The sequence below is a fragment of the Microbulbifer mixtoriginis (SeqCode) genome, from assembly GCF_052467235.1.
In genome coordinates this window covers 1,366,895-1,390,520 of sequence record NZ_CP174305.1, presented here as the reverse complement: position 1 = coordinate 1,390,520, position 23,626 = coordinate 1,366,895, and the positions used below count along the sequence as shown (strand labels likewise).

At 55.6% G+C, this 23,626-nt stretch carries 20 protein-coding genes, 1 other RNA gene and 1 pseudogene; 13 read left to right on the top strand and 9 right to left on the bottom strand.

The window, feature by feature from the left end; translation table 11 throughout:
• Positions 1-83: 83 nt before the first annotated feature.
• From ACJJIO_RS06195 to ACJJIO_RS06175, 5 genes are all read right to left on the bottom strand, one after another.
• Positions 84-1,313 (bottom strand): tyrosine-type recombinase/integrase, encoded by a 1,230-nt coding sequence (locus ACJJIO_RS06195; protein WP_444910456.1) that lies wholly within the window; start codon positions 1,311-1,313, stop codon positions 84-86.
• Between the two features lie 185 nt (positions 1,314-1,498).
• Positions 1,499-1,888, bottom strand: a transfer-messenger RNA (tmRNA) gene (gene ssrA, locus ACJJIO_RS06190).
• A 156-nt stretch (positions 1,889-2,044) separates the two neighbouring features.
• The gene (locus tag ACJJIO_RS06185; RefSeq protein ID WP_444889457.1) at positions 2,045-3,391 is read right to left on the bottom strand and encodes a sodium-dependent transporter; all 1,347 of its coding nucleotides are present in this window, start codon (positions 3,389-3,391) and stop codon (positions 2,045-2,047) included.
• Between the two features lie 39 nt (positions 3,392-3,430).
• Positions 3,431-3,910 (bottom strand): SsrA-binding protein SmpB, encoded by a 480-nt coding sequence (gene smpB, locus ACJJIO_RS06180; RefSeq protein WP_152454820.1) that lies wholly within the window; start codon positions 3,908-3,910, stop codon positions 3,431-3,433.
• A gap of 15 nt (positions 3,911-3,925) precedes the next feature.
• A complete protein-coding gene (locus tag ACJJIO_RS06175) occupies positions 3,926-5,344 on the bottom strand; it encodes a sodium-dependent transporter (RefSeq protein ID WP_252083247.1) in 1,419 nt (472 codons plus the stop codon).
• Positions 5,345-5,537: 193 nt separating this feature from the next.
• On the opposite strand from ACJJIO_RS06175, the gene ACJJIO_RS06170 reads away from it, so the two are divergent.
• Entirely contained in the window at positions 5,538-5,978 is a 441-nt protein-coding gene (locus ACJJIO_RS06170) for a type II toxin-antitoxin system RatA family toxin (RefSeq protein ID WP_444910455.1), read from the top strand.
• Positions 5,975-6,322 carry an RnfH family protein gene (locus ACJJIO_RS06165; RefSeq protein WP_252083245.1) on the top strand — a complete coding sequence of 116 codons (348 nt, stop codon included), beginning with the start codon at positions 5,975-5,977 and terminating at the stop codon, positions 6,320-6,322. The genes ACJJIO_RS06170 and ACJJIO_RS06165 overlap by 4 nt, the downstream gene beginning before the upstream one ends.
• Before the next feature lie 2 nt (positions 6,323-6,324).
• On the opposite strand, the gene ACJJIO_RS06160 is transcribed toward ACJJIO_RS06165, so the two are convergent.
• Complete coding sequence (locus ACJJIO_RS06160) at positions 6,325-6,669, bottom strand: outer membrane protein assembly factor BamE (RefSeq protein WP_444903117.1); 345 nt, start codon at positions 6,667-6,669, stop codon at positions 6,325-6,327.
• Positions 6,670-6,946: 277 nt separating this feature from the next.
• On the opposite strand from ACJJIO_RS06160, the gene fur reads away from it, so the two are divergent.
• Positions 6,947-7,357 (top strand): ferric iron uptake transcriptional regulator, encoded by a 411-nt coding sequence (fur, locus tag ACJJIO_RS06155; RefSeq protein ID WP_252083243.1) that lies wholly within the window; start codon positions 6,947-6,949, stop codon positions 7,355-7,357.
• A gap of 42 nt (positions 7,358-7,399) precedes the next feature.
• Here fur and ACJJIO_RS06150 read toward each other — a convergent pair whose 3' ends face one another.
• Both ACJJIO_RS06150 and recN read right to left on the bottom strand, forming a co-directional pair.
• Positions 7,400-8,005 (bottom strand): 1-acyl-sn-glycerol-3-phosphate acyltransferase, encoded by a 606-nt coding sequence (locus ACJJIO_RS06150; RefSeq protein ID WP_252083242.1) that lies wholly within the window; start codon positions 8,003-8,005, stop codon positions 7,400-7,402.
• A 265-nt stretch (positions 8,006-8,270) separates the two neighbouring features.
• On the bottom strand, positions 8,271-9,941 hold the full coding sequence (gene recN, locus ACJJIO_RS06145; protein WP_444910454.1) for a DNA repair protein RecN: 1,671 nt from the start codon (positions 9,939-9,941) through the stop codon (positions 8,271-8,273).
• Positions 9,942-10,172: 231 nt separating this feature from the next.
• Between recN and grpE the strand changes: the two genes are divergently transcribed.
• The 3 genes from grpE (at position 10,173) to dnaJ (ending at position 14,241) form a co-directional block, all read left to right on the top strand.
• Complete coding sequence (gene grpE, locus ACJJIO_RS06140; RefSeq protein WP_252083240.1) at positions 10,173-10,814, top strand: nucleotide exchange factor GrpE; 642 nt, start codon at positions 10,173-10,175, stop codon at positions 10,812-10,814.
• Positions 10,815-10,937: 123 nt separating this feature from the next.
• Positions 10,938-12,890, top strand: coding sequence for a molecular chaperone DnaK (gene dnaK, locus ACJJIO_RS06135; RefSeq protein WP_252083239.1), 1,953 nt, complete (start codon positions 10,938-10,940; stop codon positions 12,888-12,890).
• 226 nt (positions 12,891-13,116) lie between these two features.
• Positions 13,117-14,241, top strand: a complete 1,125-nt coding sequence (gene dnaJ, locus ACJJIO_RS06130) for a molecular chaperone DnaJ (protein WP_252083238.1) — start codon at positions 13,117-13,119, stop codon at positions 14,239-14,241.
• Between the two features lie 132 nt (positions 14,242-14,373).
• Here the strand turns inward: dnaJ and ACJJIO_RS06125 are convergent, their stop codons facing one another.
• A complete protein-coding gene (locus tag ACJJIO_RS06125) occupies positions 14,374-14,829 on the bottom strand; it encodes a hypothetical protein (protein WP_444910453.1) in 456 nt (151 codons plus the stop codon).
• Between the two features lie 238 nt (positions 14,830-15,067).
• Between ACJJIO_RS06125 and dapB the strand changes: the two genes are divergently transcribed.
• The 7 genes and pseudogenes from dapB (at position 15,068) to greA (ending at position 23,625) form a co-directional block, all read left to right on the top strand.
• A complete protein-coding gene (dapB, locus tag ACJJIO_RS06120) occupies positions 15,068-15,883 on the top strand; it encodes a 4-hydroxy-tetrahydrodipicolinate reductase (protein WP_444910452.1) in 816 nt (271 codons plus the stop codon).
• Between the two features lie 149 nt (positions 15,884-16,032).
• Positions 16,033-16,449, top strand: a pseudogene (locus ACJJIO_RS06115) (ATP-dependent zinc protease family protein); the annotation flags it as partial.
• Positions 16,450-16,533: 84 nt separating this feature from the next.
• The gene (rimK, locus tag ACJJIO_RS06110) at positions 16,534-17,472 is read left to right on the top strand and encodes a 30S ribosomal protein S6--L-glutamate ligase (protein ID WP_444885930.1); all 939 of its coding nucleotides are present in this window, start codon (positions 16,534-16,536) and stop codon (positions 17,470-17,472) included.
• Between the two features lie 54 nt (positions 17,473-17,526).
• Complete coding sequence (locus tag ACJJIO_RS06105; RefSeq protein ID WP_444910451.1) at positions 17,527-18,240, top strand: YfiR family protein; 714 nt, start codon at positions 17,527-17,529, stop codon at positions 18,238-18,240.
• Positions 18,241-18,573: 333 nt separating this feature from the next.
• Positions 18,574-19,722: a glutamine-hydrolyzing carbamoyl-phosphate synthase small subunit gene (carA, locus tag ACJJIO_RS06100; protein ID WP_444899884.1), complete on the top strand. Its 1,149-nt coding sequence runs from the start codon at positions 18,574-18,576 to the stop codon at positions 19,720-19,722.
• Between the two features lie 112 nt (positions 19,723-19,834).
• Entirely contained in the window at positions 19,835-23,062 is a 3,228-nt protein-coding gene (gene carB / locus ACJJIO_RS06095; protein WP_444910450.1) for a carbamoyl-phosphate synthase large subunit, read from the top strand.
• Positions 23,063-23,148: 86 nt separating this feature from the next.
• Positions 23,149-23,625 carry a transcription elongation factor GreA gene (gene greA, locus ACJJIO_RS06090; protein ID WP_252083232.1) on the top strand — a complete coding sequence of 159 codons (477 nt, stop codon included), beginning with the start codon at positions 23,149-23,151 and terminating at the stop codon, positions 23,623-23,625.
• The last annotated feature ends 1 nt before the right edge of the window (position 23,626 follow it).

The window sequence follows — 23,626 nt, the reverse complement described above, 5'->3', positions numbered from 1 at the left end:
CCCTTTCATTTAGATTCAGCGCCAGGCCACTAAGGGTTGTGGCCTTTCGGGAGCTACCCTAGACGCTGAAATTCGATTGTCCGTTATCGATTACTAAAGTTCGCTGCGATGACATTCCCTGCTTTTTCGCTAGCTTTGAGGCTGTCGAGGTAATCTGCCCACTTCTGCATCATTGCTGCCCGTTGTTCTAAGTGCTTTGTACGGTTATAGGCGCGGCCCAGTGTATCTTTCACCTCATGAGCTAGCTGATGCTCAATGTAATCCACACGAAAACCTAGAACCTCATCCAATAAGGTCCGGGCCATGGCGCGGAAGCCGTGGGCGGTCATGGTTTCGTTGTCATAGCCCAGTGACCTGAGCGCAGTCCTTACCCCGGCATCAGACAATGGGCGGCTCTGGCCTCGAGCTGATGGGAAGACATATTTGCCTCGGCCGGTGAGCGGCTCCAGCTCCTGCAGTAGTGCCAGCGACTGCTCTGCAAGAGGGATAATGTGCGGCTGTCCCATTTTCATTTTTTCGCTGGGCAGCTCTATTTGCTTGGCCTCCCAGTTAATTTCGGCCCACTCCAGTTTGCGTAGTTCTCCAGGGCGGCAGAATAGGAGAGGGGATAGTTTGAGGGCGGCTCTCACTACTGGGGTGCCTTGGTATTCCTCTATGGCGGTTAGCAAGCGCCCAACTTCAGTGGGGTCAGTAATAGCTGCCAGATGTTTCTTCTTGGTGGGGGTGAGTGCGCCGGTCAAGTCTGTCGTGGGGTCGCGGTCGGCCCTTCCGGTGGCCACGGCAAAGCGGAATACCTGGCTGGCTACTCGCTTTACCCGGTGGGCAGTCTCCAGGGTTCCTCGGCTCTCTATACGGCGCAGGCACCGCAGCACTTCCGGCGGGCTTATCTCGGAGATAGGACGCTTACCCAAATAGGGCTTTAGGTCACGCTCTAAAGCGAGGGTGGCGCGGTCCTTTGATGAGCTGGATAGGTGCGCCATCTTGGCGGCGAACCACTCATCGCTCACGGCGGCGAAGCAGTTGCGATTGGCTTCCAGGGCGGACTCTTTGCGGGCGCGTTTTATATCGCGGGGGTCGACACCTTCGGCAACATGCTGGCGGGCTTCATCACGGAGTTCGCGGGCGCGCTTCAGGCTTACATCGGGGTAGAGCCCAATTGCCATTTCTGGGCGTTTGCCATGCAGGCGGAAACGGAATACCCAGCGCTTGGCCCCGGTCGGGGTCACTTCGATTGCCAGCCCTTTCTCATCGGACTCAATGTACTTCTTCTCGCGGGGCTTGAGGGCGCGGACCTTGGTGTCAGACAGCGGCATAGCTCACCTTCCATGGAATTTGGACGGGTTGGACGGTGGCACTACTATCAACCCGTCCAATAACCCGTCCACTTGAGGCTGGATTTGGACGGGTTAGCTTAGATTAACTGGGATGGTCCAGATAAGCAAAAACCCCGGAAACTCTAGGTTTGCGGGGCTTTTGAGGGCTGTCTGAGACAGCAATTTGGTGGAGATGGCGGGAGTCGAACCCGCGTCCGTCAGCACTCTGCCAGAGGCTCTACATGCTTAGCTCCGTCTATTGATTTAACCCATTACAGCCCGGCGGTCAGGACGTATAGGGCGATCCCGTAAAGTGTTTAACCGCTTGCCCACGAGTATGGCTTGCGGCGATCCAGTTCTGTATAACAGTCTACAGCGCGATACTGGAACCTTGCTGAAGACTGCTAAGGGACGAACCCTTAGTTAGTGCTTCACAAGCTGCTTACGCAGCGAGTTGGGCACCGTAGTTGTCGTCGTTGGCAACTAATAAAATACAGCTTTGGATTAACGTGATTCGCTGCCATCACGGCATGCACCCAAGGTTTCGTCACCGGCGTCGAATCCAAGTCATCCCCGATAAGAAACACTCTCGTGTGTCATCTAAGTATACCCCAAACTCGGCCATTGCAATAAATTTTTATGCGCCAAGGATTTTTGGGAACTTTGATCAGGGGCAGGGGGAAAGCGGGGTGCCCCGGCAGCAGTGGCCGCCGGGGTAGTTAGAAAAGGCGTTACAGTATCGATTGGGCGAAGGCTACCAGGATCAGCAGTGGGCACACGATGCGCACATACCAGGGCCAGATCTTCCAGAACAGGGTGTGCTCAATATCTTCGTGGCCTTTCTTCAGCTCGCTCAGCAGCTGGTCGCGGCGCCAGATCCAGCCGGCAAAAATACACAGCGCAATACCCAGCAGGGGCTGGCCGTATTCAGTGCTGATGCTAACTGCCAGTCCAAACAGGCTGTCGAAGTTGTAAATAATGGTGCTGCTGATGGCAAAGATCACCAGGCCCACCCCTGGGGTGGCAATACGGCGGGGGATGCCCAGGTTCTCAATAGAGAAAGCCACCGGTACTTCCAGCATAGAGATAGAGGAAGTGAGGGAGGCGATCACCATCAGGGCAAAGAAGGCAATGGCGACGAATACACCAGCTTCGCCCATGGTATCGAACAGCGCTGGCAGCACCTGCAGGATCAGGTTGGGCCCGGCGATGAGGGCACCGTCTGCAGCGAAGATCTGGGTGCCGGCTTCCTGGGCCACATACATGGCGGGCAGGATCAGCAGGCCGGCGGTGAAGGCGATCCCCACGTCGATCAGAGTGACCAGGGCGCCGAGGCGCGGCAAGCTCTCTTGTTGGCTCAGGTAAGAGCCGTAGATCAGCATGGTACCCACCCCTAGAGACAGGGAGAAGAAGGCCTGGCCCATGGCAGAGATCAGTAGCTTCGGGGTGAAGTGACTGAAGTCTGGCATCAGGTACACCTCCAGGCCGGTAAAGGCACCGGGCTGGGTGAGTACATAGGCGATCAAAAGCAGCAGCAGGATAATCAGCGAGGGCATCAACAGGGTGGACCAGCGCTCAATGCCCTTCTCCACACCGCTGGCAATAATCAGCATGGTGAGGCCACTGAAGATCGCGGTAAAGATCAGGTTGCGCTGGGTACTGTTTTCTGTGAGCCATTGGACGGCTTCCTGGGCGCCAAACAGGGCAGCGAAAGGTTCGGCCAGGTGGGCCACCATCCAGCCGGCCACAATAGCGTAAAAACTCAGAATCAAAGAGGCTACCAGGATGCCGCCAAAGCCGGTGAGGCCACCGAAGAAGCGGCTCACAGGGCCAATAGAAATAGCCCGCAGTGCCTGCACCATATTGCGCCGCGCGTAACGGCCAATGGTAAGTTCGGCCATCAGCGCCGGGTAGGCGAGGGCGAAGGCCAAAAACAGATAGGCCACTACAAAGGCGGCGCCGCCGTTGCTGGCGGCTTTGGTGGGGAAGCCCCAAATGTTGCCGAGACCAACGGCGGACCCGGCGGCGGCCATCAAAAAGCCAATATTCGAGCTGAACTGTCCTCGCGGTGCACTCATAGTAAATCCCGTAATTATTCTTCTAGTTGTCTCTGTGCACTACTTGTGCGTGGCGCGCATTAGGCGCTGCTTTTCACGGTTCCAATCCCGTTTTTTCTCGGTTTCGCGTTTGTCGTGCATAGCCTTACCCTTGGCCAAGCAGATTTCGCATTTGACCAAATGGCCCTTCCAATACAGCGCGGTGGCAACCACGGTGTGCCCCTTTTGCTCCACGGCGGCGATCAGCTTGGACAGCTCGCGCTTGGTGAGCAGCAGGCGACGGGTGCGGTCGGGCTCGGTCACATAATGGGTGGAGGCGCTGGCAAGCGGCTGGATATTGGAACCCAGCAGCCAGGCTTCGCCATTTTTAAAAATGACATAGCTGTCGGTGAGCTGGGCCTTGCCCTCACGACAGCTTTTCACTTCCCAGCCCTGCATCTCAACGCCCGCCTCAAACTTCTCCTCTATGAAGTAGTCGTGACGGGCCTTCTTGTTGAGGGCGATGGTATTGGATGTTTGCGCTTTCTTTTTCTTGGCCATGAAAACTTCTAGTGACTAGATAAAACTGTGTCCAAAAAACTTCAGGGCCACGGTGTTGATAAAGATCAACAGCAGTATCAGAGGGATAAAGGTGCCCAGGGAGAAGTTTACGTATTTTTGTGAGAAAGAGCCGGCAAAGGCGGAGTCGCCTTCCTGTAGCTCTTTGTCAAAGTTGGCTTTCTTCCATTTGTAGATCACAAACAGACACACCAGCAGGCCGTTTAAGGGCAGGATGGTGTCGTAGAAAATGATCTCTACCAGGTCGAAGAAGGACTTGTTAACGCCGGCCAACTGTACAAATTCAGTGAACCAGTTGACCATGCCAAAGGAGACGGCGCAAGCGATGGCCAGTACAAACTGTACTCCGGCAACCCAGTAAATGGCTGTTTTACGCTCCATATCGCGCTCGTCGCGCAGGGTGGCGATGGGTACTTCAATAATGGAAACCAGGGACGTGATCGCTGCTACCAGAACCAGGAAGAAGAAGATTGCAGCCACGGCACTTGCGCCGGCATAGCCGATGCTGTCCTGTAGGGCAAGGAAGATCTTCGGTAGGAACAGGAAGATCATTCCGGCAGAGGACTCGCTTAATTCGGAGGGATCAATCTGCGGGTTGAAGTGGAAAATACTCGGCAGAATCAGCAGGCCCGCAGTAAAGGCCACCATGGTATCGGTAATGGCAACGGCGCGGGAGGAGCCGGGGATAGAGTCCCGCTTCTTCATATAAGAGCCGTAGGTGATCATGATGCCCATACCCAGAGACAGCGAGAAGAAGGCCTGGGCCATGGCTTTGCTCACCACGTTGCCATCAATTTTGCTGAAGTCTGGCACCAGGTAATACTTCACACCGAGGATGGCGTTATCCAGGGTCAGGACAAAAATCACCAGGCCCAGCAGCATTACAAACAGCATCGGCATCAGGGTTTTTGCCGCACGCTCAATACCGTCTTTAACTCCCATAGCGAGGATGGCGTTAATAATCAGCATCAGTACCACCAGGTAAATAAATACCTTGGGTGTATTGATAAAGTGGATAAAGAAATCCTGGGTGGCGAGCAGGTTGAGATTACCGGTGACGGTTTCAATCAGGTACCCGAGTACCCACACAGTAACCACTAAATAAAATACCGCGATCATAAAAGGCGTGATCAAGGCTAGCCAGCCGGGGATACGCCACAGGTGTGAACCGTTGGAGAGTTGACGATAGGCACCTACTGGGTCTTTATCGGAGCGGCGCCCCAGAGCCAATTCCGCCATCATAACGGGCAGGCAGATCAGAAAAACAAAGAGGGCATAGACCAGTAGGAAAGCACCGCCTCCGCTCTTGGTGGCCGCTACCGGGAATGCCACCAGATTACCAATACCAACTGCGGAACCAGCTGCGGCCAGGATAAAGCCCAGCCTTGACCCAAAATGCTCTCTCACTGCGGTCATAGTACTCTCGCTATTATTTTTTATCAGATACAGCTTTCGTTTTTGTTATTCCAGCGGGGCCGGGTATGTCCCGCCGGCAAAAAATGCGATTGTTGCAGGAATTCTCTTGCTTGAGTAGCGCCGACTGGCAAAATTAGCGGCCGAACGACAATCCCAGGCGATTTCGCCTGGCGGACTGGATTTGACAACAGGAATGACTGAAATAGAGCGCAGCGCGCTGGTGATGTACAGCGCGGAACAAATGTTTGATCTGGTCAATGATGTGGCCAGCTACCCACAATTTTTACCGGGGTGTCGCAGGGCTGAAATTCTGCATCGGGACGAAGAAACCCTGGAAGCACGGTTGGATTTATCGCGCGCGGGTATTCGTCAAAGTTTTACCACGCGCAATCAACTGGTGCGCCCTACCAGTATGACCCTGACCCTGGTAGATGGTCCCTTCGAAAATTTTACCGGGCACTGGATGTTTACTCCCCTGGCTGAGAGCGCCTGTAAAGTGACTTTTTCACTGTCGTTCTCCATGAAGAGCCGTTTGATCGCCGCCGCCGCGGGTAAGCTTTTTAGTGATCTGGCCAATCAAATGGTGGCGGTAATGTGTGAGCGTGCCGAGGACATTTACGGGAAGCCGCAATGACAGAAGAAAAAATGATTTCGGTAGAGGTGGTTTACGCACTGCCCCATGAACAGCGATTGATGCGGTTACTGGTAAAACCTGGCACTACGGCAAGGGAGGCTCTGATTCGTTCCGGTATTCCAAAAGAGTATCCGGAAGTGGACCCGGATAGTGCCAAGATGGGTATCTTTGGCCAGGTTCTGGGGAGCAAAGGATTGGCGCCGGCAGAGAGCTACGAGTTGCAGCCGGGCGATCGGGTGGAGGTTTACCGCCCGTTGATCGCCGACCCGAAAGAGGCGCGCAAACAACGCGCCGAGAAGGCCAAGCGTATGGCCGAGAAAAAGAAAGGTGCCGAAGACGCTTAGGCTTAGGGCCAGTCAGCCGGCTGCAAGTCACCGCTGGTGGCTACCAGGGAGTCTTCATCAAAATAAACGCTAAAACGCTCCTGGCTGATATCACCCTTCTTGTCGCGAATGCGGTTGACGTAGTCCCAGCGGTTGGGATTGTAAGTGTCTTCCAGCAGCGGGGTGCCAAGAACAAACTGTACCTGGCGGCGGGTCATACCGGGCTTAAGCTGGTCGATCATCTCTTGGGTAATGATATTGCCCTGCTGTACCTCAATGCGGTGCACACCGGGAAACTTAACCAGCGTACAGGCGCCGAGAAGGGCGCAGAGGCTGGCGATGGCGATAAATTTCAGGCTAGGCGGCATTCATTGCTCCATTATGTTCTTTCACACGGCACCTCTCGTACAAATTTTAAACGGTTGTCCGGAATAGGACCCTATACGTAGGGAAAGTTCCCTTCCTCTGCGATTTCCCTCTCTCATGGTGCCTGGGGTTCCGCTGACTCCGTTCGGCATGGGATAATACCCGAAGAGCCGGCTCGCTGACAGGCGGGAATCTGTGGTCTTATTCGGGTATAGACCTTTTCAGTGAGCTGATGCAAGTAAAGACAATTCATAAAATCCTGTCGGGAAATATTTATTCATGTCGAACGAAAACCAGGAATTGCGCAAGGCTGGCCTGAAGGTCACCCTGCCGCGGGTTAAGATTTTGCAATTGCTTGAAAGCACCAGCGAGCAGCACTTGAGTGCTGAAGATGTGTATAAGCTACTGCTGGAAGCGGGGGAAGATGTCGGTCTGGCTACCGTCTACCGGGTACTGACCCAGTTTGAGAGCGCGGGTCTGGTTGTTCGCCATAACTTCGATGGCGGCCACTCCGTATTCGAGCTGGATCGTGGTGATCATCACGACCACATGGTGTGTACCGATACCGGCAAGGTGATCGAGTTTCATAATGAGGAAATTGAGGAACTGCAGCGCCAGATCGCCGATGAGCACGGCTACGAGCTGACAGGCCACAGCTTAGTTCTGTACGTGAAGGAAAAAGAGAAGTAATCCAGTCGGGTGCGGCGTCCGCCGCACCCATCTTATGCCCGCTTACTGCTGTGGCTGGCAGGGTGGCGTGTACAGCTCTGGGAATTTACCGACCTTATCCGCGTAAAACTCCCTTAATTTGTTCAATTCTGCCTCCAGGTTTTCCCCCAGTTGGGCGATAGGGCCGATGCCCACTTCTTTCTTGGAGAAATTGATAAAGCCCAATACCAGCGGCACCTTGGCACTGCGTGCAATATGGTAGAAACCGGACTTCCAGCGCTCACCCAAACCGCGGGTGCCCTCCGGCGGGATGGCAATAACCAGCTCTTTGCGCAGCTTAAACTGGCGCACGGTGGCATCTACCAAGTTGTTAGCCTTGCTGCGGTCTACGGCGATACCGCCAAACCAGCGCATGGGGCCGCCCAGGGGGAACTGGAACAGTTTGTCTTTGCCCATCCACTGCGGAGTCATCTTCAATTTGAGCGCGGCGAGAATAAAGTAGTAGCCGTCCCAGTTAGTGGTGTGGGGAGCCCCGATCAATACATATTTTTTCAGTTTTAATGATTGCTGATCGCCGTTAACGCGCCAGCCGTGAAATTTCAGCAGCAGCTTGGCAACTTGGCGCAGCAGCGGCGTGATAATCGGGGTATTAAAAATCGTTCTCTGCATAAACTCGGCCGATACTACTCAAACAAAGTTAAACAAGCGGCTCAGTATATGGTGACTTCTGCCGCCAGACCCAGTCATATTTGGTCTATTTGTCCTAAAACGGCATTTATCACCGGCAGGCCGGCTATTTTGCCGGATTGTTGGCGGTTATTTATTGATCTGCGAGATATGATTGCCCACCGCTCCATTGAAAGTGATGGGCTGTCCTGTTGGTCAGCTTTGAAACTCGGCTGAAGGGCTGTTCTGAGATTGCCCTGGGGGCAGCTCAAAGGGGCCTGGTCAACATCTCTTCCGCATGGGCCAGTGACTGCGGGCTGGGTTGCCCTCCGAGCATGCGTGCGATCTCTTCGCGGCGCTCGCCGTTTTTCAATTCACGCAAAGCCACAAACGCCTGCTCACCATCACTGTGCTTCTCCACCAGATATTGGCGGTGGGCTCGCGCAGCCACCTGAGCCAGGTGGGTGACACAGATCACCTGGCCGCTACAGCCATTGCGGGTCTCTCCCAGCTGGCGCAGCAGGCGGCCTACTACGTCTCCAGTGGCGCCACCAATGCCGACGTCTACTTCATCAAAGACCAGGGTGGGAGTGCGTGAAGTCTGTGCCGTGACCACTTGAACGGCGAGGCTTACCCGAGAAAGCTCACCGCCAGAGGCGATCTTGCCCAGTGGGCGCGGTGGCTGGCCGGGGTTGGTGGAAATTAAAATTTCCACTTCCTCCAGGCCGTGGCTGCAAGGCTTGTCGAGAGCTTGTAAGGCAAGTTCGACCTTGGCGTGCGGCATGGCCAAATCCACCAGTTGCCGATTGACCGATTCGGCGAGTGTGATCGCTGCCCCACGCCGTAGCTCGCTTAATTTTGCTGCGACTGCCCGAAACTCTTTTTCCAGTTTGCTGCAGGTTTCGGCGAGGCGCTCCAAGGTATCTTCGGTGCCGATATCTTCCAGTTCCTCCTGCAGCTGTCGCTGCAGGGCCGGTAGCTCACTGGGTTGTACACGGTGTCTGCGCGCCGCCTGATAAATAGCACTGAGGCGCTCCTCAACTTCACTGAGCCGCTCAGGGTCCATCTCGAAGCGATCGATATGTCGCGACAAAGTAGCGGTCGCTTCGTCGATCTGAATTCGCGCACTATCGAGCATCTGCGCCACCTCGACCAGGGCCGGCGCCTGTTCGGGCATGGCGGAAAGCAGTTGCAGGGCGCGGTGCAGTTGTTCGGCGATATCGCCCTCACCGCCGGACAGCAGCGCGGCCAGCTGATAGCTGCCGTTAAGAATATCGCCGGCATTGGCCAGCTGACGCTGCTCGCTCTCCAGGGCCTCTATCTCACCTTCGCTCAAATCCAGTTGTTCCAGCTCGCGCAGCTGGTACTGCAGTAGGTTGCGGCGCGCCTCGGCCTCCTCAACGCTGTCGGCCAGATTGCGGTAGCGGCGGTATTGGTCCTGCCAGGTCTTGTAGCGGCTGCGGGTTTCGGCAGCCAGCTCCAGGGCTTGGGCGAACTCATCGAGCAGGCGGCGGTGGGTTTCCTTCTTCAGCAGGGACTGGTGCTCGTGCTGGCTGTGGATATCAATCAGTTGCTCACCCAGGGTGCGCTGCTGCAGCAGTGTCACCGGCTGGCCGTTGATATAGGCCCGTGAGCGGCCATCGGCGCCGATGGTGCGGCGCAGTATCACTTCCTGCCCGCTATCTAGCTCCTGGGATTTAAGCCAATCGCTGGCGTTGGGGTAGCCGGAGATATCGAAGGTGGCACTGATATCGGCGCGGTTGGCTCCAGCGCGTACCAGTTCGGCACTGCCGCGACCACCCAGGGCGAGCCCGAGTGCATCTAGGGTGATGGATTTGCCCGCGCCGGTCTCGCCGGTGAGGGTGCTGGTACCTGGGCCGAACTCCAACTCCAGTTGGTCCACCAGGGTGAATTGGCTGATAGACAGGTGCAGCAACATATAGAGATCGCTTCTGTGTCCTTTCTTGTGGGTGGGTCTGAATACCCAATCAGTGGTTATTTATACAGTATTCCTTTCTGGTTAGCTATAGCGTCAAGCGCAGATTGTCCAGCTATTGCGCGCTAGCGCAAAAAACCACTTGAACTGTGCGGGGATGGCCCCATATAGCCCCCAGAGCCCGCAGGACGGGCCCAACTCATTACTGACAGAGTCGACGCGACGGAGAAAGCAGTGGCCAGAGAGCGCAGCGAAGAAGATCAGATTACAGAGGGGGTGCAGCCGGAAGCACTGGCTGATGAGCACCTGACAGCGACAGACGAGGCGGCTTCCGCGGAGATTGAAGATCCCACCGCGACCGAGCGCGAGCAGGCTGAGCAAGCATTGCACGAAGAAGCCGAGAGTGCCGATGCGCTGCACGATGAAATTATCAAGCTGCAAGAGCAGTTAGTGGTGCAGAAAGACCTCGCTCTGCGCGCCCAGGCTGAGGAGCAGAATGCCCGTCGTCGCGCCCAGCAGGATGTGGATCGCGCACGCAAATTTGCAGTGGAAAAACTGCTGCAGGATTTGTTGCCGGTTGTGGACAACCTGGAGCGCGCCCTCGCCACCATTGATAGCGCTGATGAAAGCAATAAAGCATTGGTGGAAGGTATCGAGCTTACTCACAAATCTTTCGTCGACACCCTGACGAAAAATTCTGTGGAAGTTGTCGATCCAGCTGGTGAGCCCTTCGACCCAGAGTTGCACCAGGCCATGACCCAGGTGCCGAATGGGGAGGTGGAGCCGAACACGGTTCTAGAGGTATTTCAAAAAGGCTATCGCCTCAATGGTCGCCTGGTTCGCCCGGCCATGGTTGTGGTTAGTAAGGCCCCGTAACGGCAAATGCGTGAAACGGCCTTGAATTTCGCTGGCCGGCACCAATATAGCTGACATCAAGAATTATTCGCGCGCTGCATACAGAACAGAGCTGGCAGGGCGTAACAAATGAGGATTTTACAGATGGGAAAAATTATCGGCATCGACCTGGGTACCACCAACAGCTGTGTGGCGGTACTGGATGGTGACAAAGCGCGTGTAATCGAGAACGCCGAAGGCGATCGTACTACACCTTCTATTGTTGCCTTCACTGACGACAACGAAATCCTGGTAGGCCAGTCTGCCAAGCGTCAGGCGGTGACCAATCCCCAGAATACTCTGTTTGCGGTTAAGCGTTTGATCGGCCGTAAATTCAAAGACGACGTTGTACAGAAAGATATCAAGATGGTGCCTTACACCATCACTGAAGCCGACAACGGCGACGCTTGGGTAGAAGTGAAAGGCGATAAAAAAGCTCCGCCGCAGATCTCTGCCGAAGTTCTGAAGAAAATGAAAAAGACTGCAGAAGACTTCCTCGGCGAGAAAGTTGACGCTGCAGTAATTACTGTACCGGCTTACTTTAACGACTCCCAGCGCCAGGCCACCAAAGACGCCGGCCGTATCGCGGGCCTGGACGTTAAACGTATTATCAACGAGCCGACTGCTGCTGCTCTGGCCTACGGCCTGGACAAGCAGGGCGGTGACCGCACTGTAGCGGTATACGACCTGGGTGGTGGTACCTTCGATATCTCCATTATTGAAATTGCCGACGTAGATGGTGAGAAGCAGTTCGAAGTACTGTCCACCAACGGTGACACTTTCCTCGGCGGTGAAGATTTCGACCTGCGCCTGATCGAATACCTCGCAGACGAATTCAAGAAAGACCAGGGCATCGACCTGAAAGGCGATCCCCTAGCGATGCAGCGCCTGAAAGAAGCTGCAGAAAAAGCCAAGATCGAACTGTCCTCCAGCCAGCAGACCGAAGTCAACCTGCCGTATATCACTGCAGATGCCACCGGTCCCAAGCACTTGGTGGTTAAGCTGACCCGCGCCAAGCTGGAAAGCCTGGTAGAAGATCTGGTTACCCGCTCCCTGGAGCCGGTAAAAATTGCTCTGCAAGATGCCGACCTGTCCGCTTCTGGCGTAGACGAAGTGATCCTGGTTGGTGGTCAGACCCGCATGCCGCTGGTACAGCAGAAAGTTACCGAGTTCTTCGGCAAAGAGCCGCGCAAAGACGTTAACCCTGACGAAGCCGTTGCCATGGGTGCCGCTATCCAGGGCGCTGTTCTGTCCGGAGACGTTAAAGACGTACTGCTGCTGGACGTAACTCCGCTGACCCTGGGTATCGAAACCATGGGTGGCGTTGCGACTCCGCTGATCGACAAAAACACCACTATCCCCACCAAGAAGTCCCAGGTGTTCTCCACTGCGGAAGATAACCAGACTGCGGTAACCATTCACGTGGTTCAGGGTGAGCGCAAGCAGGCTTCCCAGAACAAATCCCTAGGTCGTTTTGACCTGGCCGATATCCCGCCGTCCCCCCGCGGTGTACCGCAGATCGAAGTAACTTTCGATATCGATGCCAACGGTATTCTGCATGTACACGCGAAAGACAAGGCGACTGGTAAAGAGCAGTCCATCGTGATCAAGGCTTCCTCCGGTCTGTCCGAGGACGAGATCGATAAGATGGTTCAAGACGCAGAGGCGAATGCCGAAGCGGATAAGCAGTTCGAGGAGCTGGTGCAAACCCGCAACACTCTCGACGGCTTGATATCTGCCACCAAGAAAACCTTGGAAGAAGCTGGCGACAAAGCCACCGCTGAGGAGAAGTCTGCAATCGAAGCGGCTATCAAAGAAGCGGAAGAGGCGGTGAAAGGCAACGACAAGGCGGCTATGGAAGCTGCCACCACCAAGCTGACCGAAGCTTCCGGCCCGGTTGCACAGAAGATGTACGCCGAGCAGGCCCAGGCCGCTGGCGCTGAAGGTGCCGCTGGTGCAGGCGCTCAACAGGGCGAGCAGCAGCAATCTTCCGCTGGCGACGATGCGGTAGATGCAGAGTTCGAAGAAGTAAAGGACGACAAAAAAGAAGGTAAGTAAGCGTTCGCTTGCATTTCCGGTGGCAGCTTTTAAAGTGGCCGCCGGAGAACTTCAGGGGCGCGGCGCCTTCTTTATTAGGCCCCGCGCCCTGTGTTGTTTCAGGTATCCATCAAAGTTTGTACCGAGTTCGCAGTTTGGTGGTGCTCCGCAATGCGGGGCTTGGTTAGAAACTGAGAAGTAGAAAGAGTTTGGCCGTTCTTGATGCCGGACCAGAGAACATAGTTTTATGTCGAAACGCGATTATTACGAAGTCCTCGGCGTCGAGCGCGGCGCTTCGGATGCAGAGCTGAAAAAAGCCTACCGCCGGGTGGCGATGAAGTTTCACCCGGACCGCAATCCAGATGATGCGGAAGCGGAAAATAAATTCAAGGAAGCCAACGAGGCTTACGAGATACTGTCCGATTCGCAGAAACGCGCGGCTTATGATCAATTTGGTCACGCCGGTGTAGAAGGGCAAATGGGTGGTGGCGGCGCCGGTGGCTTCGGCGGTTTCTCCGATATCTTCGGCGATGTATTTGGCGATATTTTCGGTGGGGGCGGTGGCGGCCGTCGGGGTGGCCCGGCGCGCGGTTCAGACCTGCGTTACGACTTGGAACTGGACCTGGAAGACGCAGTGCGCGGTACCACGGTCAAGATCCGTGTGCCAACGCTCGCTTCCTGTAATACCTGCCACGGTTCAGGCGCCAAGCCTGGTTCCTCTCCGCAGACCTGTAGCACCTGTGGTGGCGCCGGTCAGGTGCGTATGCAACAGGGCTTCTTCTCTGTTCAGCAAACCTGCCCCAACTGTCGCGGTCGCGGTACCACTATCTCCGATCCCTGTGGCAGCTGCCACGGTCGCGGTCGGGTTGAAGAGACCAAGACTCTGTCCGTTAAGGTTCCGCCTGGCGTGGATACTGGCGATCGTATCCGCCTGTCCGGTGAGGGTGAAGCTGGCCCCGATGGCGGGCCCGCTGGTGATTTGTATGTACAGGTGGTGGTGAAGGAGCACGAGCTGTTCCAGCGCGATGGCAAGAACTTGTATTGCGAAGTGCCCATCAGTTTTGCTGCCGCAGCACTGGGGGGCGAACTGGAAGTGCCGACCCTCGATGGTAAGGTGAAGCTAAAGATTCCCGCAGAGAGTCAAACTGGCAAGCTGTTCCGCCTGCGTGGTAAAGGTGTCACTCCGGTGCGCGGTGGCGCTACCGGCGATTTGCTGTGTCGGGTTGTAGTGGAAACACCGGTAAACCTTTCTGGTAAACAGAAAGAGTTACTGCAGGAATTTGCCAATACCCTGAGCGAAAAGAAAAATGCACCACGCCAGACCGGCTGGTTTGAAGGGGTGAAAAACTTCTTTGGGGATATGAAGCTTTAACGCTAAGCGAGCATCCCCAATCGCTATTCGACCATCGGTAATTTAGGGCTTATATAGTTGCTTAACGGATGAGCTCTTTTAAAAGTTAAAAGCAGGAAGAATAGCGAAAACTGGCCCGGTATCTCTGCCGGGTTAGTTGGCCTGGGCAGAACGGGCCCTCAGACGGGCAGCCAGTGCCATCAATAATTCGTGTTGAATCTTACCTAACTCCCTCATCTGTTGTTTTTTTAGTATCCCTTCCAGTTCTTTGTTTGCCTGCGCGCTAATCGCGGCCAATTGCGCACCGATTTCCCCGCGCTGCTTAGGTGTTAAGGTCAGTTTAGGGTTGTCCAAAACGCCATAGCGATCCAGTACGGCTTTTTTCTCTGCAAGGCTCTTTTGCAAGATGGGCAGTACTACTTTTTCCTGGCCAGGGGTGAGCTGCAGACGCAGCGTCACCCAATCTGTAATGTCGTCATATTTCTCCCAGAAGTCGGGGTTTGTAGTTTGCTGTTGTGCGGATACGGGCGCACTGCCAAAGGCCAGGGTTAAAGAAATAACCACCACCAATAAATGTGGCAGGTGGTTTGATCGAATCATTAGTCGCATGTTGGCGCTCCATTTACCCCTCTGGCTTAAGCCTAGCATCGTGATTTGTCATTGCTTTCACTCAATTTCAGTTAGTTGGTAATAAAAATATGTTTTGTTATTTCCTCTATGGCTGGAAGTTTTATGGTCAGTTTGGTCCCCAAAAATGATCACTTTTTAAGATTGAGTTTTTGTAGCTGCTTTCTGGTAGGGCGGGGTAAGATTCGCAGCAATATTGGGCGTAGACAGGAGTGTTGATGTGGCAGTAAGAGTAGCGATCACCGGGTTTGGCGGGCGTATGGGAAGGGCCTTGGCGGAGGCACTGCTTTTAAGTGATGAGGCTGAGCTCAGCGCGGCAGTTGTACGGCCGGGCTCCAGCTTGGTGGGGGCAGATGCCGGTGAAGTTGCGGGCCTCGGGCGCAACGGCATCGCCATTGTCGATAGCCTGGATAAAGCCGACTTCGATGTACTGATCGACTTTACCGCGCCACAGGCAACTGTGGATAACTCTGCCTATTGTGCAGCCAACGGACGCCCCATTGTTATTGGCACAACCGGTTTTGACTCTGAGCAGAAAAATCAGGTGCTGGCTAATGCGGGCAAGGTACCGTTGTGCCTGGCCAGTAACTTTTCCACCGGCGTAAATTTGTGCTTCAAGTTATTGGAGACCGCTGCACGGGTAATGGGTGAAGATGCCGATATAGAAATTGTTGAAGCGCATCACCGTCACAAAGTGGATGCGCCTTCTGGCACTGCGTTAAGCATGGGAGAAGTCGTCGCCGAGACCCTGGGGCGGGATCTGGAGAAAGTGGCGATTTATGGCCGCGAGGGCCAGACAGGTGCCCGTGAGCGCGACACTATCGGTTTTGCCACTGTGCGCGGCGGCGATGTGGTCGGTGAGCACTCTGTGATGTTCCTGGCTGAAGGGGAGCGCGTAGAAATCAGTCACCGCGCCAGCAGCCGTCTCTCTTTTGCCCGCGGTGCGGTACGCGCAGCGATATGGTTGATGGGAAATAAGCAATCGGCACGCGCGCCGGGCCACTACGATATGCGCGATGTACTGGGGTTAAATTAATAGGATCACGCAAAAAAATCGGTAAAGGGCGGCCTTTATTCAATAGTTCTAAGGCAGTATTTATACGGTTGATCGATAGGCGAGCCTTATTTTTATAGTGAAAGTCAATACTTCGGGTTTTCGACTCTTTAGGTAAATCAAAAACTTTTTTGAGGATTTTTTGTTTGGAAAAAAAGCTGATTGTCGGCAGTGAAGAATGGTGTGCGTTTCCCGGTCTAGGTATCCCCGCAGTTAAGGCCCGGGTGGACTCCGGGGCTAAGACTTCTTGCCTGCACGCATATAATATTCAGACGTTTAAACGGGATGGTGAGCCCTGGGTAAGCTTTGAAGCGCATCCATTGCAGCACCAGCGTCGGCCGACCGTGCGCTGTGAGGCTCGAATTCTCGACAAGCGCCTTGTACGCAGCTCCTCTGGTGAGTCGGAGCGGCGTCCGGTAATTCGTACCGCGCTTTCCATCGGCGGAAGTGTCTGGGATATCGAATTGACCCTGACCAACCGTGACAGTATGGGCTATCGCATGTTGTTGGGGCGCGAGGCCATGCTCGGCCGCATGATGGTGGACCCCTCGGAGAGCTTCTGTCTGGGTGAACTGCCAAAAAGTCAGCTGGATGAATTTTATCGGGACGAGCACCATATCGCCGGCACCGGCTTGCGTATCGGGCTGTTGGCCTCAAATCCGGATCTTTATAGCAACCGCCGCATTATGGAAGCCGGTGCCGAGCGCGGCCACCGGATGACTTTCCTGGATGTTCGCCAGTGTTATATGAAACTCGATGCGGATGAGCCCGAAGTACATTATCGCGATGGCAGAATTCTCAACAATCTGGATGCCATTATCCCCCGTATTCGCCCCAGTCAGACTTTTTACGGCTGCGCCCTCACTCGCCACTTTGAGAGTCTGGATGTGTTTGCCCTGAATGGCTCTGCCGCGATCAGCCAGTCGAGGGATAAGCTATTTTCCCTGCAGTTGTTACAGCAGAGTGGTTTGAGTATTCCCACTTCAGGCTTTGCCAACTCGCCGGTAGATACCAACGAGTTGATTGACATGGTGGGTGGGGCACCATTGATTGTGAAGTTGCTGGAGGGAACTCAGGGGCGCGGAGTGGTGTTGGCGGAAACCCGCAAAGCCGGCGAATCGGTGATTAATGCGTTCAAGTCACTTAAAGCCAATTTGCTAGTGCAAGAGTTTATCCGTGAGGCCCAGGGCAAGGACCTGCGCCTGTTTGTGATTGATGGCCGCGTGGTGGCCTCGATCCAGCGAGAGGCGGCGCCGGGAGAGTTCCGCGCCAATATTCACCAGGGCGGCACCGCTTCGGTGGTTAAAGTCACAGCAGATGAAAAGCGCATAGCCATTAAAGCGGCTAAAGCGCTCGGGTTGAAAGTGGCTGGTGTGGATATTATTCGTTCGCGTAAAGGGCCGTTATTACTTGAGGTGAACTCCTCCCCCGGTCTTGAGGGTATTGAGAGTGCCACGCGCAAGGATGTGGCCGGTGCGATGATTATGTCGATCGAGAAGGCGCTCAAATGGCGTCCCGTAACAAAAACCCAGGATGGAAGTGCCGACTTGGATAGCCGTGTACCCGAGTAATCGACGGTGAACGGGGCGCCGACGGTGCAAAGCTCGGTGGGCTAACCTTCAAAGGTGGCCGGGCTTTTCGCTGGCGCGCCGTTCGAGCCTCGGCAGTGGTTGATTGCCCAGGTATCCGCCGATAGACACTTTCTGCCGGAACCGCGCCTTCCGCCGGCAAAAGGTGTGAACTCCAGGGTATCAATGACCGTGAAGACACTCTTTGCCAGACTTTCTATCACTCGCTCATTCCTGACGATTTCCCTGATATTGGGCCTGTTGCTTGCTCCCTTGGTACAGGCCGCAGTACACCTTTCGGATACCCCCCTGGGGCGGCGTGTCATGGTGGATTACATCGTGCACTTCGCCTACAACCTGCAGTGGCCGGTCAACGCTTTTGATAATTACAGTGCCCCCTTTAAGGTGTGCTTGATGGGAGGGGATTCCCTCGGTGAGCAGCTGGCTCTGCGCTTCAAGAATCAGCGTATTGATGGGCGCCGGGTGGCGCTGGAGAAAATTGGCTTCAAAGATATACTGCGCGCGCGCAAATGCCAGATTGTGGTTCTTGGCTCTATGGACCGCTCGAGCCTCCTAAAGACACTGGTTACAGTGGAGTTCTTCCCGGTTCTTACGGTGAGCGATGCCGAGCGCTTTGCCGCAACTGGCGGCATGATTGAATTTGCCGATAAAGGCGGCGAAGTGGCGCTGCGCATGAACAAAACCATGCTGGAAAAGGCCGAGCTAAAAATGGGCAATAGCCTCTTTCGTCTCGGGCAGAAGCTGGAGTAAAGAGAAGTTTTTCGTCAGGTTTGGCGTATTTTTGCACTAGCGTCTAGAAGCGAATTCGCGTAGAATCTGCGCCCGAATTTGGGCCGGTGTCGCGAAGCTGAATCGCGCAGCGCGAGCCCACCAAAAAAAGCCGGTGGCAAGCATCGGCCAATATGTGAGAGCCGCGCGTGAACAGATTTTTAAAGCGAGATGAAGCTGCGATGTTTCATCTCGCTTTTTTATGCGCGCGCCAGTCAGGAGCCGCGTGCTCCGAAGCCCACAAACCCCGCCCGGAAGCAGTTCTGAAGATTGGAGTTCAATTTGACTAAAGCTGTCCCTACGTCGGAGGCCTTCATGCCCCACAACTTTATGCAGAGTACAACTCCCGCACTGCTGGTGCTCGCTGATGGTAGCGTCTTTGAAGGACGCGCAATCGGTGCCCTCGGCAGTTCTGTTGGCGAGGTCGTGTTTAACACATCCATGACCGGCTACCAGGAGATCCTCACCGATCCCTCCTACGCCCGCCAGATTGTGACTCTGACCTACCCGCACATTGGCAACACTGGCACCAACCAGGAAGACGAAGAGTGCGCTGATATCTGGGCCGCCGGCCTGGTAATCCGCGACCTGCCGCTGCTGGCCAGCAGCTTCCGCAACGAGCAGTCCCTGGAGGACTACCTGCGCGAGCGTAATATCGTTGGTATCGCCGATATCGACACTCGTCGCCTGACCCGCCTGCTGCGCGACAAGGGTGCACAGAGCGGTTGCATCGTTGCCGGTGACAATATCGACCGCGAAGAAGCCCTGGCCAAGGCCAAGGAATTTGCCGGTCTGAAAGGGATGGACCTGGCCAAGGTGGTGAGCACCAAGGAAGCCTACCCCTTTAGCGAAGGTACCTGGGAACTGGGCGAAGGCCATAAGGCCGCGCCGGAACAGCCCTTCAAAGTTGTGGCTTACGACTTCGGTGTGAAGCGCAACATCCTGCGCATGCTGGTGGATCGCGGCTGTGACATCACCGTAGTACCGGCGGAGACTCCGGCTTCCGAAGTACTGGCGATGAATCCCAACGGTGTATTCCTGTCCAATGGCCCCGGTGACCCCGAGCCCTGTGAATACGCGATCACCGCTATTCGCGAAATCCTGGACGCTGGCATCCCCACCTACGGCATCTGCCTGGGCCACCAGTTGTTGGGCCTGGCGGTGGGCGGTAAAACTGCCAAGATGAAGTTCGGTCACCACGGTGGTAACCACCCGGTACAAGACCTGAACAGCACCAAGGTGATGATCACCGCGCAGAACCACGGTTTCGAAGTGGACGCCGACAGCCTGCCGGACAATGTGGAAGTCACCCACAAGTCCCTGTTCGACGGTACCTTGCAGGGTATTCACCTGAAGGACAAGCCGGCCTTCAGTTTCCAGGGACACCCGGAAGCGAGCCCGGGCCCACACGATGTGGCGCCGTTGTTCGACCACTTTATCGATTTGATGAAAGAGCGCGCCTAAGGGCGTAGCCGCCCAGGGTCGGGCAATTAACCGCCGCTTTTGCGGCGGTTTTAACAAGAAACGAATGAAATTTAGCGCAGCCGGCCTTAGCCGGTAGTAGAACGGAAGAAAGATGCCAAAACGCACAGATATCCAAAGCATTCTGATTATCGGCGCAGGCCCCATCGTGATCGGCCAGGCGTGCGAATTTGACTACTCCGGCGCCCAGGCCTGTAAGGCGCTGCGCGAAGAGGGTTACCGGGTGATCCTGGTGAACTCCAACCCGGCCACCATCATGACCGACCCGGCCATGGCCGATGCCACTTACATCGAGCCGGTGGAGTGGCGCACCGTTGCCAAGATTATCGAGCAGGAGCGCCCTGACGCCATCCTGCCCACCATGGGTGGCCAGACTGCATTGAACTGCGCCTTGGACCTGGACAAGCACGGTGTCCTGAAGGAATTCAATGTCGAGTTGATCGGTGCGGACAAAGACGCTATCGAGAAAGCGGAAGACCGCGACCTGTTCGACAAGGCGATGAAGGCGATCGGCCTGGAAACTCCGCGCGCCAAGATCGTCCACTCCATGGAAGAGGCGAAGAAAGTACCGGAAGAGTTCGGCTTCCCGGTAATTATCCGTCCGTCCTTCACCATGGGTGGTTCCGGTGGCGGTGTGGCCTACAACTGGCCGGAGTTTGAAGAGATCTGTAAGCGCGGTCTCGACCTCTCCCCCACCAACGAACTGTTGATCGACGAATCCCTGCTCGGCTGGAAAGAGTACGAGATGGAAGTGGTTCGCGATAAGAACGACAACTGCATCATCGTATGTTCCATCGAGAACTTCGACCCGATGGGCGTACACACCGGTGACTCTATCACCGTGGCCCCGGCGCAGACGCTGACCGATAAGGAATACCAGCTGATGCGCAACGCCTCTATCGCGGTACTGCGCGAGATCGGCGTTGAGACTGGCGGCTCCAACGTACAGTTCGGCGTCTGCCCTAAGACTGGCCGCGTGGTGGTGATCGAGATGAACCCCCGCGTATCCCGCTCCTCCGCACTGGCCTCCAAGGCCACCGGCTTCCCGATCGCCAAGGTCGCGGCCAAGCTGGCCGTGGGTTACACCCTGGACGAGCTGCAAAACGATATCACCGGCGGTGCTACTCCGGCGTCCTTCGAGCCGTCTATCGATTACGTTGTCACCAAGATTCCGCGCTTCACCTTTGAGAAATTCGGTGAAGCCGATGCGCGCCTGACCACCCAGATGAAGTCTGTGGGTGAAGTGATGGCGATCGGCCGTACCTTCCAGGAGTCCATGCAGAAAGCCCTGCGCGGTCTGGAAGTGGGCAGCTTCGGCCTGGAAAGTAAAATTGACCCAAGCAAAGACGGCGCTGAGACCCGTCTGCGCAGTGAACTCTCTGTTCCGGGTGCCGAGCGCATCTGGTACGTGGGCGACGCCTTCCGTATGGGCATGAGCGTCGGTGAAGTTTACGACCTGTCCGGTATTGACCCCTGGTTCCTGGTACAGATCGAAGAGCTGATCAAAATTGAAGAGCCGCTCAAGTCACTGCCTACCTCGGCGCTGACCACTGAGCAAATGCGCTTCCTCAAGCGCAAAGGCTTCTCCGATCGCCGCCTGGCGGATCTGCTGGGGGTGAGCCAGAAGACTGTGCGCGAATTCCGCCACAAGCTGGGTGTATTCCCGTCTTACAAGCGCGTGGATACCTGTGCCGCTGAGTTCAGCACCTCCACTGCGTACATGTACTCCACCTACGATGAGGAGTGCGAAGCGCAGCCGTCCGACAAGAAGAAAATCATGGTACTCGGCGGTGGCCCCAACCGTATCGGCCAGGGCATCGAGTTCGACTACTGCTGTGTACACGCCGCCCTGGCGATGCGCGAAGACGGTTACGAGACCATTATGGTCAACTGTAACCCGGAGACTGTTTCTACCGACTACGACACTTCCGACCGCCTCTACTTCGAGCCGGTAACCCTGGAAGATGTGCTGGAAATTGTTGCCAAAGAGAAGCCGGAAGGCGTGATCGTACAGTTCGGTGGTCAGACTCCGCTGAACCTGGCGCGCTACCTAGCCAACGAAGGTGTGCCGATTATCGGTACTACCCCAGAGCAGATCGACCGCGCCGAAGACCGCGAGCGTTTCCAGCAGATGATTATGCGTCTCGGCCTCAAGCAGCCGAAGAACGCCATCGTGCGCTCTGTCTCCGAAGCCATCCAGGCGGCGAAAGACGTGGGCTACCCGCTGGTTGTGCGCCCGTCTTACGTACTGGGCGGCCGCGCCATGGAGATCGTCTACAAAGAAGACGAGCTGCTCACTTATATGAAAGAAGCGGTACAGGTTTCTGACGAAGCGCCGGTACTGCTGGATCACTTCCTCAACGCTGCTATTGAGGTGGATATCGACGCGGTATCCGATGGCCAGGACGTAGTGATCGGCGCCATTATGCAGCACATTGAACAGTGTGGTGTTCACTCCGGTGACTCCGCCTGCTCCCTGCCGCCTTACAGCCTGCCGGCGGATGTGCAGGACCGTATGCGCGAAGAAGTGAAAGCCATGGCCCGCGAGCTGGGCGTAGTTGGCTTGATGAACACCCAGCTGGCCTACCAGGATGGCGAGATCTACGTGATTGAGGTGAACCCGCGCGCTTCCCGTACCGTACCTTTCGTCTCCAAGTGTATCGGCACTTCACTGGCGAAAGTGGCTGCACGCTGTCAGGCGGGTATCAGCCTGAAAGAGCAGGGCTTTACTGAAGAGATCGTTCCGGACTATTACTCCGTTAAAGAGTCTGTATTCCCCTTCAATAAGTTCCCCAAAGTGGACCCGATTCTTGGCCCAGAGATGAAGTCTACCGGCGAAGTGATGGGCGTAGGCGCCACCTTCGCGGAAGCCTTCGACAAGGGCCTGGTTGCCGCTGGCGATCGCCTGCCGGAGTCCGGCCGCGTATTTATCTCTGTTCGTGACTTCGACAAGGCCGATGCAGTGGGCGTTGCCCGCGATCTGGTGGAGCTGGGCTTCGAGGTGATTGCCAGCCGTGGCACCGCCAAGGTCTTGCAAGAAAACGATATTCCCGTTACAACCGTCAACAAGATGAGTGAAGGTCGCCCGCATATCGTCGATATGATTAAAAACGACGAGATTGCACTGGTGGTAAACACCACCGAAGGTCGTCAGGCGATTCGCGACTCTGCGGATATCCGCCGCAGTGCCGAGAACCACCAGGTGTGTTACACCACCACCCTGGCAGCGGCCCAGGCCATGGCGATGGCCATGCGTCAGGAGCAGCCGCTACAGGTTCGCCGCCTGCAAGACCTTCACCAGCGTGTGGTAAAGCTGTCTTAATCATCTAAAAACAATCCGTCATTTCCGACCGGGCCTTGTGGCAACACAGGGCCCGGTTGCGTAGTAACAATAATGGAGGTCCCACAGTGAACCGGGTACCAATGACCGTTGAAGGCGCGGAAGCGCTACGTTCAGAGCTGGATAATCTGAAAAAAGTCGAGCGCCCTGCGGTGGTAGAGGCCATTGCCGAAGCACGCGAACACGGTGATTTGAAGGAGAATGCCGAATACCATGCGGCGCGGGAAAAGCAGGGCTTTATTGAGGGGCGTATTCAAGAGATTGAAGCCAAGCTGTCTCACGCCCAAGTGATCGATGTGAAGTCGATTGAGCCCAGCGATAAGGTAATTTTTGGCACCACGGTAACGATTATTCACCTGGATGACGATGCTGAAGTGACTTATAAAATCGTGGGTGACGATGAAGCGGATGTGAAAAAACAAAAAATCTCAGTGAACTCGCCGATTGCCCGCGCACTGATTGGTAAAGAAGTGGGGGAAGTCGTTGTTGTGCACACGCCTTCCGGCACGGTGGAATATGAAATCGATACTGTAGAGCATCTATAAA

What these genes read in the sequence shown, in the direction of transcription:
- ACJJIO_RS06160 (WP_444903117.1), bottom strand. Translation starts at nt 6,669, where the DNA reads ATGCCGCCTAGCCTGAAATTTATCGCCATCGCCAGCCTCTGCGCCCTT.
- carA (WP_444899884.1), top strand. Translation starts at nt 18,574, where the DNA reads ATGCCCCACAACTTTATGCAGAGTACAACTCCCGCACTGCTGGTGCTC.
- fur (WP_252083243.1), top strand. Translation starts at nt 6,947, where the DNA reads ATGTCGAACGAAAACCAGGAATTGCGCAAGGCTGGCCTGAAGGTCACC.
- recN (WP_444910454.1), bottom strand. Translation starts at nt 9,941, where the DNA reads ATGTTGCTGCACCTGTCTATCAGCCAATTCACCCTGGTGGACCAACTG.
- ACJJIO_RS06185 (WP_444889457.1), bottom strand. Translation starts at nt 3,391, where the DNA reads ATGAGTGCACCGCGAGGACAGTTCAGCTCGAATATTGGCTTTTTGATG.
- ACJJIO_RS06195 (WP_444910456.1), bottom strand. Translation starts at nt 1,313, where the DNA reads ATGCCGCTGTCTGACACCAAGGTCCGCGCCCTCAAGCCCCGCGAGAAG.
- dnaK (WP_252083239.1), top strand. Translation starts at nt 10,938, where the DNA reads ATGGGAAAAATTATCGGCATCGACCTGGGTACCACCAACAGCTGTGTG.
- ACJJIO_RS06170 (WP_444910455.1), top strand. Translation starts at nt 5,538, where the DNA reads ATGACTGAAATAGAGCGCAGCGCGCTGGTGATGTACAGCGCGGAACAA.
- ACJJIO_RS06125 (WP_444910453.1), bottom strand. Translation starts at nt 14,829, where the DNA reads ATGCGACTAATGATTCGATCAAACCACCTGCCACATTTATTGGTGGTG.
- ACJJIO_RS06175 (WP_252083247.1), bottom strand. Translation starts at nt 5,344, where the DNA reads ATGACCGCAGTGAGAGAGCATTTTGGGTCAAGGCTGGGCTTTATCCTG.
- smpB (WP_152454820.1), bottom strand. Translation starts at nt 3,910, where the DNA reads ATGGCCAAGAAAAAGAAAGCGCAAACATCCAATACCATCGCCCTCAAC.
- carB (WP_444910450.1), top strand. Translation starts at nt 19,835, where the DNA reads ATGCCAAAACGCACAGATATCCAAAGCATTCTGATTATCGGCGCAGGC.
- dnaJ (WP_252083238.1), top strand. Translation starts at nt 13,117, where the DNA reads ATGTCGAAACGCGATTATTACGAAGTCCTCGGCGTCGAGCGCGGCGCT.
- ACJJIO_RS06150 (WP_252083242.1), bottom strand. Translation starts at nt 8,005, where the DNA reads ATGCAGAGAACGATTTTTAATACCCCGATTATCACGCCGCTGCTGCGC.
- ACJJIO_RS06165 (WP_252083245.1), top strand. Translation starts at nt 5,975, where the DNA reads ATGACAGAAGAAAAAATGATTTCGGTAGAGGTGGTTTACGCACTGCCC.